Below are 12,360 nucleotides of genomic sequence, written 5' to 3'. Positions count from 1 at the left end.
TTACCCAAGGCCACGTGCGGGCAGAGGACTAGCGGGCCCTCTCCCTCTGTCTTCACCCGTGCACCAGGCGCCTGAGAGATTCAGCGCCCAGCCCAAGCGGGCGCCTTTCCCCATCGGCGGGCGAGGACCGCTACGGGTCACCACCGCTTTCCAGAGGCATCGTCATCCAGCGCGGTCCGGGGGCCTGAGAGATTGACGGAGAGGTGTTGCTCCTTCGGCGTCCGTAGCTGGCGGCCACAGAACTCTCCCGCACGAGAACGATGCGTCGCCCAGTTTACTCGGCCAGCCGCAGCGACGGCGCGCTGCACGCCGATGCGTGGTGCCGAAGGCGGTCAGCCGATCTTGCGGTCTCGATGCTTGCGGCGCGACGCCAACTCGTCTTCAGGGGCGGCAATGGATTCTCCGCCGTCGGCCCGCTCGCCGTGGAAGTCGGCGATGACTCCGGTCAGCTCCCGCATCGCGCCCGAAACCGCGATGCCGAACACACCCTGGCCGCCTTGCAGCAGGTCTACGACCTCCTCGGCCGACGTGCACTCATAGACGGTTGTCCCGTCGGAGAACAGGGTGATGTTGGCCAGATCCTGGATCCCGCGCTGACGCAGGTGATCGACCGCAACCCGGATGTTGTGCAGCGAGATGCCGGTGTCGAGCAATCGCTTGACGATCTTGAGCACCAGAATGTCTTTGAAGGAGTACAGGCGCTGACTGCCCGATCCTGCCGCGCCGCGGATCGAGGGCACAACCAACGAGGTGCGTGCCCAGTAGTCGAGTTGGCGGTAGGTGATACCCGCAATCTGACAAGCGCTTGGTCCGCGGTAGCCGACCAGCTCGTCGGGTACCGAATCGTCGGGGAACAGTCCCTGCTGCACGGGTTCGCCTGCTGCAGAGCCATCGTAAGAACCGTTGGTCCCAGCGGTTGGGTTGGCTGCAAGATCCAGCTGTTCTTGACGTGGCTGGTCGCTCACGGTGTTTCCTCTCGCCGATCGCGCTGTTGTGTCACTAGCTGCGTCACTGGCTGCCTCAGCAACCACGTTTGCTCAGGGCCGAGTGCTGAAGAGCATACGCTGTTGGACCGTTGCGGTCCGCGGGTTGATCATCAAGTCGCCTTCAAAGTATGGACGCTGCGCGGGCCCGTGAGCGCCATCCCCTAGGCGTGTCGAGATGGCATGTTGCGCGATGAGACGGATCGGTGACGTTGTTGATCCTCCCTCACGATTGCTTTTTTCCTGCACCTTTGTTGGGTCAGGTGGCCTTGAAGTCGTCGGGCGAAACGCTGTCAAGAAACTCTTTGAATTTCTCGACCTCGTCCTCTCGAACGGCGCTTCCGGCCTCCTCGTCACCCTCGTCGGGTATCAACAGGCCGGCCTGGGCCAGCACCGCCTCCTCGACATAAATCGGAACACCGACGCGCAGCGCAATCGCCACCGAGTCGGAGGGGCGAGCCGAGACCGTGATGTTGCGGTCGAAGATCAAATCCGCATAGAACGTGCCCTCTTGCAGATCGACGATGCGCACTTTCTTGAGGGAATGCCCGAGCGCGGCAATGAGATCCCTGATCAAGTCGTGCGTCAACGGCCGGGGCGGCTCCACGCCTTGTTGCTCAAGCGCGATGGCAGCGGCCTCGGACTGGCCGATCCAAATCGGTAGGTACCGGTCACCGTCGGCTTCGCGCAGCAACAGCACCGGCTGGTTCTGCGGTTGCTCGACGCGAATGCCGACAACACGAACTTCACCCATCTGTGTCTGCCCTCCACACATCCCGCCGTGACCGACCATTGCTCAGCGTGACGACGCGGTGAACACCCATCCCATTGCCACTGTCTGCCATTGTCGGGCCTTTGTCGCCGAACACCGAGCTGTCGAGGAAAGTCTAATCCTCAGCGGTGCAGAACGTCGCGTACAGCGGATTTGATTAACGAGGTGTGCAAGGTGATCGCCAGTGCGGCCACCTCACGCGCCAAATCGTCGGCACGGTCGCGCGCGCCGGCCTTGTCGGCCTTGACCAACGGCCCGGCGATCTGTGCGATCAGGTCCGACTGCCGGTCGGCCGCCGAGCGGAAAGCGCGCAGGTGCCGTGGCTCCACGCCGTATTCCGACAGCGCGCGGGCGCACTGCAGGATTACCACGGCGTGTTCGTCGAAAAACCCACCCGGCCCGGTTGTGATCACGCCAGCCTTCAACACCGCACTGAGCAGTTCGTCGTCGACGCCCGAGCGCTCGATCAGGTCTTCGCGACTGAGCCGAACTCGCGCCGGCGCGACCGCCCCGGTGTCAGATCCCCCATCAGGTCCGGCGGTGCCGGCACTGTTACCCGCCACCGACACCAATTTCGGTACCCCGTAAGGGGATCCAATCGCCGGCAACTGGCCGTCGGGCTGGGCGTCCAGCTCCGACCTGATTACTTTGAGCGGTAGGTAATGATCACGCTGAGCGGTGAGTATGAAGCGCAGCCGCGCACAGTCGTACGCGGTGAACCTCCGATACCCCGATGCCGCGCGCTGCGGCGTCACCAGCCCTTCGGCCTCCAGGAAACGGATCTTGGAGATGGTGACATCTGGGAAGTCCGGCCGGAGCAGTTCCAACACCGCCCCGATGGACATCCCGGCGAGCGCGGGGCTATCGGGCGCGCTCACTGGCCTCCGGTGCCCCCGTCGTCGTCACCTTGCTTGGGGCCGGTCAGGAAGACCAGGCGGAACTTGCCGATTTGAACCTCGTCGCCGTTTGCCAACACGGCCGAATCAACCGGCTCCCGGTTGACGTAGGTGCCGTTGAGGCTCCCGACGTCCACGACGCTGAACTCGTTGCCTTCCAAGCGGAATTCGGCGTGACGACGGCTCACCGTTACGTCATCGAGGAAGATGTCGCTGTCGGGATGCCGACCAGCCGAGGTGATGGGTTGATCGAGCAGGAAGCGCGACCCGGCGTTGGGCCCCCGCTTCACGACCAGCAACGCCGAGCCGGCCGGCAGTCCCTCTACCCCTGAAACTGAGCTTTCGGTGCCCGACTGGGTGGGGGCGTCCAGTTCGTTGAGGAAGTCAGCGCGGAAGACCGATGTCGTCTCCACGGTAACTTCGTCAGAAGTCTGGTCCCTATCTCTTGCTGCGTCCATGTCCGTCACCCGCTGCTCCTCACTGGCCGCTATCGCCTTGACCGCCGAGCCGGTCCACCGGCTTCTCCCTCGGATATACCGCTTGAACTACCTTTTACTGCCTTCAAACGCTTCCAACGCTGATCTATCGACCGTACCGCGCGAGGGTCCGCCCCGCGGCGGCGACGTGCCCGCTACTGCGGATCGTATGCCCGAAAGGCTGGTTCCTCATAGGTCAGTCACGGGTCCAACGCACCCCCAACGCTGGCAGGGACCTTAGCAACCGATCATTCGGTCACCGTGTCGCGGTAGGTCTGGACGTCAAGCAAAGCCGCCAACGCCGATTCCAGCGCGGCGACGTCGGAACCCTCGACCTGGACGTCCAGCAACCAGCCGGCGCCATACGGATCGGTGTTCACCAGCTGTGGCGTCGCTTCCAGATCAGCGTTCACCGCGGCCACCTTGCCCGAGATCGGGGCAAACAGATCAGACACCGACTTGGTCGATTCGACCTCGCCGAAGGTCTCCCCGGCGGTCACTTCGGCACCCACGTCGGGCAGCTGCACGAAGACCACATCACCGAGCGCAGACTGCGCGAAGTCGGTGATCCCGACCCGCACGGTGTCCTCCGCGGTCCGGCGAATCCACTCGTGCTCGGCGGTGTAGTGCAGGTCGGCGGGGATATCGCTCACGGTAATCCTGTTCTGGTCGGTTTTCGGTGTTAGTTCATTTGACGGGCTGAGCGTATTGGTGAGGTTTTGGTTGCCGCAAGGCGGTCACGTCTACGCGGTCGGACTGCTGTACCGACATCCGCCCGCCGACACGTTTGATGCTGTCCTCTGCGCCACCCGGAATGTTCATCGCCGCGGCCAGTGTAGGTGGATCACCAATCGCCAGAATCGAATACGGCGGTGAGAGGTTCTTGTTGTCGATTGTCAACGCACCGGGAGCACCAACGACCCAGGTATCCACACCGACCCGAACCGACTGCTGAGCGTCACTGACTTGGATCGCCTCGGCTCCGGCGGCACGCAATTCGTTGATCACATCGAGCATCGCTTCCGGCGCCACCCCCGGCCCCGGATCGTCGATTCGCACCGTGACCCCGGGCCCGGTGGCGCCCACCGCACCGACCAGGATGGACAACGCGGCCAGCCTGGCCTGAGCGCTCTCGATCGCGGTCTGGTCGTTGTTGCCGGAAGCCTCCAGCGCGTTGAGAGTGTTCTGCAGGTCGGTCACTTCGGCATTGAGCGTTCCCTCGCGTTGCCGCAGCGAGTCCAGCAACACCAACAGGTCCGCGGGCCGGGCCGTTTCCAGCGAGTCGCCGGACTCCGTCTGGCGCACCTGGGTCACGATGGCCACCCCCAAAACCAGGCACAACAGGATCGCCAGCGCCCCAAACAACAACCGGGAACGGCCGCGGCGCGCGCCGGTGGAGTCTTGAGTCTCGCGCGGTCCACGGTCGGGCCGGGAACGGTCGGCAGGCATCTCGTGACGACCGTGCTTGGCGGTTGCGTGACTTTTCGGGGTCGTCTTGGAGTGACCGTGTTGGGTTGCCGTGCCACGGTTTTCGTCACGGCTTTCGTCGCCGCCGGCGGCGCAACGATCCTGACTCACAGTGACCTCATCTCCGTATCTCCGTCATGCTCCGAACAGCCGGCGCCGCAGCGCCGCCGCGTTGCCGAAGATGCGAATTCCCAGCACGACGATGATCGCGGTGGACAACTGCGTCCCAACGCCCAATTGGTCGCCCACATAGACGATCAGGGCGGCTACCAAGACGTTAAACACGAACGACACCACGAAGACCTTTGGGTCGAAGATTCGCTCGAGATAGGCGCGAAGTCCGCCGAACACCGCGTCGAGCGCGGCCACCACCGCGATCGGCAGATACGGCTGGATGGCCTCGGGCACGCTGGGGTGGAAAACCAGGCCCAGCACGATGCCCACGGCAAGTGCCGCAATTCCGATCATGCTGGCTGATTTCCCGTCGGCTTCTCTCCCCCGCACACCACTAATACCAGAGCTTCTCTCACTAGGGCCCAATCTGCTTGGCGAACTTGACATCTCGAATGGATCCGGCGGGCAGTGCCAGACCGTCGCCGACGTTGACGCTAACGCCGACACCGTAGGAGATCTCCAGCAGCTTAAGACGGCGCATGCCGGGACTTCGGTCGAAGGCGTCTCGCATCGCGTGAGGCGGTCCGACAGCGAGGATGGTGTACGGGCTACTGGTGGGATTGTTGTCGACCAGAATCGCTCCACCGGCCTGGCGGATGGTGACATTCGGTCCGATCCGGACACCGTCGACCGAGACAGCCTCGGCCCCACTTGCCCACAGCGAGTTGAGCACGAGCTGCAGATCGCGGTCCAAGATGATTTGCTGGCTGCCGCTGACGCGCTGCTTGGATGCGTCGGAAAGATTGGGCCCGACACCGGGGTCGGTCACCGTCACCGTCAAGCCAGGGCCGATGACCGGTGTGCTGGCAGCCGCCAGATTGAGGGCGTCGAGCTGGGTCAGCAGCCGTTGTCCTTCGACGTCGTCGGCCAACGCCAGCCGCTGCACGTCGTCGACCTTCGCCGAGAGTGCGCTGCGCCGCTGGGCCAGTTCGGCGGCAGCGGCCTGAGTGGAACGCACACTGGTCACCAGCAGCTGCTGTGCCGCGTGCACGCCGGGGGCAACCAGGCGCGCTTGCGCGACCGCGGCAGCGAAAACCGCGGCGACCAACGTGGCCGCCAGGACCTGCCACAGCCAGCCGAAAGCGCGGGCTCGAACAGTTCGCTGGGCGCCGGAACTCTCGCGTTTGGCGGCTGCCGCGGCGTAACCGGGATCGAGGTGGTCGGACAGCAGGGCACGAAGCAGCGACGGCACCGGGTTCCGTTTAGGCCGCGCGGCGTGGGCACTGTAGCCGGCGTTGGGGTCATAGCCACCGAGCAGCCGGCCCGCCTCAGCCATCCCCGCCCGCATTTCGGCCGACCGGCTGGAAAGTCCGGTGCTTGATCTTGGGAATCCGGCGCACCACCATCGTCATCTGCACGATGTAGAGCACAAATGCCCAGAGGTATGCATACAGACCCCAGATCAGAAACGCCCAGCCGCATGCCTTGAGCGCTCGGCTCCACAACGCATCCCACTGGCCCAGCAACAGCACCGGAAACCCGGCCATCAAAGCAAACGTGGCGGCCTTGCCGACGTAGGTGACCGGCAGCGCCGACACCCCCCGGCCCCACAGCGCCGGCAGAGTCAGGGCCAGCGCCGCGTCGCGGGCCAGCAGTGCCGCGATGAACCACCACGGCACGATCCCGCTCAGCCCCAGCACGATGGGCACCGTGATCATGTAGAGCCGATCAACGGCGGGGTCCAGCAGCACGCCCAGCCGGGACGATTGGTTGAGGAGCCGGGCGATCTTGCCGTCGGCCCAATCCGAGGCCCCGCTGAACATCAGAATCGCCACCGCCCAGCCATGGGCGGGCGCGATCAGCATTACGTAGACGAACACTGGGATCAGGGCCAGGCGGATGGCGCTCAGCAAGTTCGGTACCGTCAGCACCCGATTCTGTGCGAGCACTGGCTTCATGAGCGGTGACCTTAGCTGGGTGACGAGGGAGCCCGCATCACGGGCGCCGAACGCCCGAACGGGAACCTGGCCCCACGGTAGGGCACGAACATGAATCCGGCTGCACGGTTGCCGCCCCGGCTCACCGGAAAACGCCGGGCAGGCTCAGCGTAGAGAGAGTGTCGTCGGACAGTGGGTTGTCGTTGACCATGTAGGTCCATGTCGACGTGGGCCTGGCCAATTTGGACAGATCCAGCCCGGGCTCGTCTTCGAGAACGTTGGCGGTTTCGAAGGTCTGCTGTGCCGCCTCGATCGCGTCCGCGGCCAGCGAGGCAAACGCGTCCACCGCCATCCGGTGAAACTCGTCAAGCGGATTCTGCCGACCGAGCGCCCGCAGGTGAATGCTTTCCCGGATGTCGGCCAGGTATGCCAGGTGATCTGCCCAGCCCCGGTCGAGGTGATAGAGCATGATCATCCGACAGATCTTCTCGAGGCGGTCCTCGGACACTGTCTCGGATAGCTCCTTGTACCGCTTGGGCGCCAAGTCCGCGAGTTCCTCGTGTGCGGTTGCGGTGCGCAGCAACGTGTTGCGCCGGTCGACGATGATGGCGCGCTGCTGGGCGATCAGTTGGTTGTAGCGCCAGGTGTTTGCGTGCACGTCGAGCATGCGGCCCTCGGCAACTCGCTGGGCGTGGTCGAGCAGCCCGGCCGCTTTGGCGCTGACGATCTGGCCGTCTTCGTCGGTTTCCATCGGAAGCTTGTTGCCGTCCAGGTTGGCCGCGACAACGTCGTCTTCCCAGCTCGAGAAGAACACCGATGATCCGGGATCGCCCTGGCGCCCGGCGCGGCCGCGCAGCTGGTTGTCCAGCCGTTGGGTGTGGTGGCGGCCGGTGCCCACCACGTGCAGCCCGCCCAGTTCGGCGACCTGGTCGTGGTCGGCTTCATCGGATCCGCCCAACCGGATATCGGTGCCACGCCCGGCCATCTGGGTCGAGACGGTGACCCTGCTCAGAGTGCCGGCCTCGGCGATGACCGCAGCCTCTTCGGCATCGTTTTTGGCGTTGAGCACCACCGCGGGAATGTCGCGGCGCAACAGCCGCTCGTGCAGATCTTCGGACTCGGCAACGTCGCGGGTGCCGACCAGGACCGGCTGTCCCGTGTCATGTACCTCGGCGATGTGTTCAACGATCGCGTCGTTCTTGGCCGCAGCGGTGATGTACACCCGGTCGGATTCGTCCTCACGAATGTTGGGGGTGTTCGGCGGTATCGGCGACACGCCCAACTTGTAGAACTGGCGCAGCTGCTCACCGGCCGCCAACGCGGTTCCGGTCATGCCGCACACGGTCACGTACCGATTGATCAGTGCCTGCACCGTGATGGTGTCGAGCACCTCTCCGGTCTCGGTGGTTTCGATACCTTCCTTCGCCTCCACCGCCGCCTGCAGCCCGTCGGGCCAGCGCTGCAGTTGTGCGATGCGACCGCGCGACGCGTTGATCAGGTGAACCGCGTCGTCTCGCACGATGTAGTGCACGTCGCGCTGCAGCAGCACATGGGCGTGCAGGGCCACATTGACTTCGGTCAGCGTGGTCCCGACATGCTCTTCGGAGTACAGATCGATGCCGCCCAGCGCCTTTTCGACCTTGCGCGCTCCGGCCTCGGTCAGGTGGACGTTGCGGCTGTCGGCGTCGGTGGCGAAGTACTCGTCGGCGTTCTTGTCTTTGACGAGTTGGGCCACCAGCTTGATGATCTCCAGCCGCGGTGTCTCGCGGTGAGTCGTCCCGGCCAGCACCAGCGGGACCAGTGCCTCGTCGACCAGCACCGAGTCGGCCTCGTCAATGAGCGCAACATCCGGATTGGGTGAGACCAGGTCGGCGACATCGGTCACCAACTGGTCGCGCAACACATCGAAGCCGATCTCGTTGACCGAGGCATATGTCACGTCGCATTCGTATGCGGCTCTGCGGTCTGCTTCGGTTGATTCGGCGGTGATCCAGCCGACCGTCAGGTCCATCGCTTCCAGCAGTGGCGCCATCCACTCCGCGTCGCGGCGGGCCAGGTAGTCGTTGATGGTCACGACGTGGACATGGCGACCGCCCAACGCGTAGCCAGCGGCCGCGATCGCGCCAGCCAAAGTCTTGCCCTCACCGGTAGCCATCTCAATCACGTCGCCGGCGAGCATGCGCAGGGCGCCAAGCAACTGCACGTCGAACGGTCGCAGCCCGGTCGCCCGCTCGCCCGCTTCCCGCGCGATCGCGAGGAACTGGGGAATGTCGGCGGAGTCGGCGAGGTCTTCCAGATTGAGCAGCCCGGCCGCCTTGCGCAGCTTTTCGTCGTTGAGGTCGGCGGCTTCTTTGTCGAACTCAGCTGAAGCGGTCACCTGGGCGAGCGACCGGTTTTGATTCTTTTCCGTTGTGGCGCCGAGCAACCGCCAGAATCGGCTGCTCAGGCGGCCCGACTGGGCGCGCGTGGTCTTGGACACAGCCCAACGGTACGCGACGCCCAAACCGCGGCGAGCGTGCGTGTTTGTGCGCGACACGCCGGGCGCCGCTGTACAACTGCGCACGCTCGCTGCCCGCGTCGCGCGGCGAGCCGCCTAGGCCAGGTTTGATCGGCGCGGGTAGGCGACGCTCGGGTCGGTGAGAACGTTGACGACGGCCGGAAGCCCGCTGGCGAAGGCGCGTTCCAGCGCGGGACGAAGTTCAGCGGGCGCGGCCACCAGCTCTCCGTGGCCGCCCAGGGCGCGTACCACTTCGTCGTAGCGGGTTCCCGGGCGCAGCTCGGCCACCACCGAATAGCCATAGAGCGCTTCCATCGGGTGCTTCTCCAGACCCCAGATGCCGTTGTTGCCGACCACCGACACGACCGGCACGTTGTGGCGGACCAACGTGTCCCATTCCATTCCGCTGAACCCGAATGCGCCGTCGCCTTGCAGCAGCACCACCTGACGCTCCGGCCGGGCCAGCTTGGCGGCCAGGGCGTAGCCGGGCCCCGATCCCAGGCAGCCGAACGGGCCGCTGTCGAGCCAGCAGCCCGGCTGGTAGCTGTCGATGACACGCCCGGCATAGGACCCGAAATCGCCCGCGTCGATGACCACGATCGCATCGCGATCCAGCAGCGGCGCCAATTCCGCGTACACCCGCATGGGGTGCAGCGGGATCCGATCTTCAGCGAGTTCGGTCTTCTCCCGTTCGCGTGCCTCGGTCTCGGTGTCGCGCAGTTCGCGGATCCAGCTCTGATGGTCACTAGCATCAGGTCCGGTCAGCGCCGCCAGGATCTGACTCAAGTCCCCGTAGAGGCCGGCGGCAATGGGTCGTGGATGCTGGCGTTCGGGCTCGGCGCGGTCCACCACGATGAGCTGGGTCTGCGGCCCGAAGACTCCGCCGAAGCCCAGACGAAAGTCCATCGGCACGCCGACAATCAGCGCGACGTCGGCCTCGCCCAGCGCCTTTGATCGGGCCCGCGAAAAGGCAAGTGGATGGTCGGCGGGCACGACGCCACGCGCCATCCCGTTCATCAGCACCGGAATCTGCCGTTCTTCGGCAAGGCGCAGCAGCGCGCGCTCCCCGTGGCCCCACCAGACATTCGTTCCGGCCATGATGACCGGGCGCTGGGCCCGCGAGAGCAACTCGGCGGCCCGATCGATTTCCCGGCCGTTCGGGGCCGGGTGTTGTGCGGCTGCCGGTTGCTCGGTCAGAACGCCCGGCCGACCGTCATCTTGTGCCATGGAAAACACGTGGTCCATCGGGAAATCGACGAAGGCGACCCCGGAGTGGGAGCCCACCGCGGCCCGCAGCGCTTGGTCGGCCAGGAGACCGGCATCCTCGGCGGACTGGGCGGTGGCGGCAAAGCGGGTCAACGGCGCCACAAACGGCACGTGGTCGATTTCCTGCAGCGAGCCCATCCCCCATCGCCCTGCCGGTGCCCGGCCCCCCAGGACCACCAGTGGCGACTGGTTCTGTTGGGCGGCGGCCATTGCGCTCATGCCATTGGTGACCCCGGGGCCGGCCGTCAGCGCCGCCACGCCCGGCACCCTGGTGACCTTCGACCAGCCTTCGGCGGCGAACGCCGCGGTCTGTTCGTGGCGGGTATCGACCAACCGGACGCCCTCGTCGCGGCAGCCGTCATAGAGCGAAAACAGATGGCCGCCCGATAGGGTGAACACGGTGTCGACACCGCTGGCGCGCAGCCTGCGGGCGACAAGCCGGCCGGCATGAACGGTTTGGACTGGGGCGGCGTCGGTGCTCATGTCCGTCATATTTGGGAAGCCTAGCCACCTCCTTCGGGTACCTTCCAGGGCTCCGGCGTTGTTGATTAGCAGGCTTGTGAGCTGGGTTGATGATCTTTGGTGCCGCGCTATTGGGGCCGGAGTGTAGGCACGGGCTATCTGGAGAACGATCGAGTTGGTTACTGTTCGTCGTTGGTCTGGAGTTGCCCGTGCCTACCGTTTCAGTATTGCCTGTGTCGTCGGTTCCAGAGGTGTTCGACCGCTGGAGTCCTGGTGAGCGCAGCGAGCTCATCGGATCGGAGTTTCTCGATGTGTTGGCCTCGGTGCCAGACCCGAGGGACCCACGCGGTCGGAGGTATTCGCTGATGGCTTTGTTGGCGATCGCGGTTCTGGCCACTGCCGCGGGGATGCGCGGCTATGCTGGTTTTGCCACATGGGCGGCCACCGCTCCCGATGATGTGTTGGCCCAATTAGGGGTCCGGTTCCGGCGGCCCAGTGCGAAGACCTTCCGTGCTGTTTTGTCTCGGCTAGACCCCGCCGACCTCAACGCCAGGATGGGCAGTTACTTCACTGCACACGTGGCCAGCAGCGACCCCAGTGGATTGGTGCCGATCGCGTTGGACGGCAAGATGCTGCGTGGTGCTTTACGCGCCAAAGCGACAGCCACGCATCTCGTGTCGGTGTTCGCCCACCGTGCCCGATTGGTGCTCGGTCAACTCGCTGTCGCCGAGAAAAGCAATGAAATTCCCTGCGTACGTGCCCTGCTCACGCTGCTGCCGGGTAGCTTGCGGTGGCTGGTCACCGTGGATGCGATGCATACCCAGGTCGTCACCGCGAAGTTGATCTGCGCCACCTTGAAGTCGCACTACCTGATGATCGTCAAGTCCAACCAAGCCAAAATACTTGCGCGTATCACCGCGCTGCCCTGGGCCGAGGTGCCCGCAGCCGCTACCGACGACTCCCGCGGCCACGGCCGTGTCGAGACCCGCACCCTGCAAATCATCACCGCTGCACGAGGAATCGGCTTCCCCTACGCAAAACAAATCATCCGGATCACTCGTGAACGCTTGATCACCGCCACCGACCAGCGCAGCGTGAAGGTGGTCTATGCCATCTGCAGCCTGCCGTTCGAGCACGCCCGCCCTACCGCGATCATGACCTGGATGCGTCAACACTGGGGAATCGAGAACAGCCTGCACTGGATACGCGACGTCACCTTCGACGAAGACCGTCAAAGGGCACATACCGGAAACGGCGCACAGGTCCTAGCAACGCTACGCAACACCGCGATCAATCTGCACCGCCTCAACGGCGCCGACAACATCGCCGAAGCCTGCCGGATCACCGCTTTGACCGCCAACCGCCGCCTAGACCTCCTCAATCCACAATTCCCCAGCTCACAAGCCTGCTAATCAACAACGCCAGAGCCCTGGGGTACCTTCGCCGAAGGATTTGTATTGAGCAATCACCTCAACACCTCGACCGTGAGG

General features: G+C 64.8%; 12 protein-coding genes and 2 riboswitches. Of the genes, 1 reads left to right on the top strand and 11 read right to left on the bottom strand.

Annotation, left to right across the window (positions count from 1 at the left end; translation table 11 throughout):
- Window positions 1-36: 36 nt before the first annotated feature.
- Window positions 37-162: riboswitch (glycine riboswitch) on the bottom strand.
- A riboswitch (glycine riboswitch) is annotated at window positions 163-260 on the bottom strand.
- Window positions 261-332: 72 nt separating this feature from the next.
- From SHTP_RS11515 to SHTP_RS11465, 11 genes are all read right to left on the bottom strand, one after another.
- A complete protein-coding gene (locus SHTP_RS11515; protein WP_172900540.1) occupies window positions 333-965 on the bottom strand; it encodes a MerR family transcriptional regulator in 633 nt (210 codons plus the stop codon).
- Window positions 966-1,242: 277 nt separating this feature from the next.
- Window positions 1,243-1,737 (bottom strand): bifunctional nuclease family protein, encoded by a 495-nt coding sequence (locus SHTP_RS11510; RefSeq protein WP_011740910.1) that lies wholly within the window; start codon window positions 1,735-1,737, stop codon window positions 1,243-1,245.
- Between the two features lie 140 nt (window positions 1,738-1,877).
- On the bottom strand, window positions 1,878-2,633 hold the full coding sequence (gene ftsR, locus SHTP_RS11505; protein WP_012394419.1) for a transcriptional regulator FtsR: 756 nt from the start codon (window positions 2,631-2,633) through the stop codon (window positions 1,878-1,880).
- Window positions 2,630-3,109, bottom strand: a complete 480-nt coding sequence (garA, locus tag SHTP_RS11500) for a glycogen accumulation regulator GarA (RefSeq protein WP_373122703.1) — start codon at window positions 3,107-3,109, stop codon at window positions 2,630-2,632. The genes ftsR and garA overlap by 4 nt, the downstream gene beginning before the upstream one ends.
- A 266-nt stretch (window positions 3,110-3,375) precedes the next feature.
- On the bottom strand, window positions 3,376-3,780 hold the full coding sequence (gene gcvH, locus SHTP_RS11495) for a glycine cleavage system protein GcvH (RefSeq protein ID WP_011740907.1): 405 nt from the start codon (window positions 3,778-3,780) through the stop codon (window positions 3,376-3,378).
- A gap of 34 nt (window positions 3,781-3,814) precedes the next feature.
- Entirely contained in the window at window positions 3,815-4,705 is an 891-nt protein-coding gene (locus SHTP_RS11490; protein WP_020725256.1) for a DUF881 domain-containing protein, read from the bottom strand.
- 24 nt (window positions 4,706-4,729) lie between these two features.
- Window positions 4,730-5,062, bottom strand: coding sequence for a small basic family protein (locus SHTP_RS11485; RefSeq protein WP_012394415.1), 333 nt, complete (start codon window positions 5,060-5,062; stop codon window positions 4,730-4,732).
- A 61-nt stretch (window positions 5,063-5,123) separates the two neighbouring features.
- The gene (locus SHTP_RS11480; protein WP_096372431.1) at window positions 5,124-6,044 is read right to left on the bottom strand and encodes a DUF881 domain-containing protein; all 921 of its coding nucleotides are present in this window, start codon (window positions 6,042-6,044) and stop codon (window positions 5,124-5,126) included.
- Window positions 6,037-6,666, bottom strand: coding sequence for a CDP-alcohol phosphatidyltransferase family protein (locus SHTP_RS11475; protein ID WP_015355490.1), 630 nt, complete (start codon window positions 6,664-6,666; stop codon window positions 6,037-6,039). The genes SHTP_RS11480 and SHTP_RS11475 overlap by 8 nt, the downstream gene beginning before the upstream one ends.
- 121 nt (window positions 6,667-6,787) lie before the next feature.
- The gene (secA2, locus tag SHTP_RS11470; RefSeq protein ID WP_096370657.1) at window positions 6,788-9,124 is read right to left on the bottom strand and encodes an accessory Sec system translocase SecA2; all 2,337 of its coding nucleotides are present in this window, start codon (window positions 9,122-9,124) and stop codon (window positions 6,788-6,790) included.
- 114 nt (window positions 9,125-9,238) lie between these two features.
- On the bottom strand, window positions 9,239-10,891 hold the full coding sequence (locus SHTP_RS11465; RefSeq protein WP_096370656.1) for an acetolactate synthase: 1,653 nt from the start codon (window positions 10,889-10,891) through the stop codon (window positions 9,239-9,241).
- Window positions 10,892-11,079: 188 nt separating this feature from the next.
- On the opposite strand from SHTP_RS11465, the gene SHTP_RS11460 reads away from it, so the two are divergent.
- A complete protein-coding gene (locus tag SHTP_RS11460; RefSeq protein ID WP_420872995.1) occupies window positions 11,080-12,282 on the top strand; it encodes an ISAs1-like element IS2404/ISMul1 family transposase in 1,203 nt (400 codons plus the stop codon).
- Window positions 12,283-12,360 lie beyond the last annotated feature (78 nt).

It is taken from the genome of Mycobacterium ulcerans subsp. shinshuense (assembly GCF_002355775.1).
In the GTDB taxonomy this organism is placed as follows: domain Bacteria; phylum Actinomycetota; class Actinomycetes; order Mycobacteriales; family Mycobacteriaceae; genus Mycobacterium; species Mycobacterium marinum.
Note: the sequence above shows the minus strand (reverse complement) of the source record. Positions and strands in the feature narration are given on the sequence as shown.

Coding starts and splice junctions, on each gene's coding strand:
- SHTP_RS11510 (WP_011740910.1), bottom strand. CDS start 1,737: ATGGGTGAAGTTCGTGTTGTCGGCATTCGCGTCGAGCAACCGCAGAAC.
- garA (WP_373122703.1), bottom strand. CDS start 3,109: ATGGACGCAGCAAGAGATAGGGACCAGACTTCTGACGAAGTTACCGTG.
- SHTP_RS11485 (WP_012394415.1), bottom strand. CDS start 5,062: ATGATCGGAATTGCGGCACTTGCCGTGGGCATCGTGCTGGGCCTGGTT.
- SHTP_RS11480 (WP_096372431.1), bottom strand. CDS start 6,044: ATGGCTGAGGCGGGCCGGCTGCTCGGTGGCTATGACCCCAACGCCGGC.
- SHTP_RS11475 (WP_015355490.1), bottom strand. CDS start 6,666: ATGAAGCCAGTGCTCGCACAGAATCGGGTGCTGACGGTACCGAACTTG.
- SHTP_RS11465 (WP_096370656.1), bottom strand. CDS start 10,891: ATGAGCACCGACGCCGCCCCAGTCCAAACCGTTCATGCCGGCCGGCTT.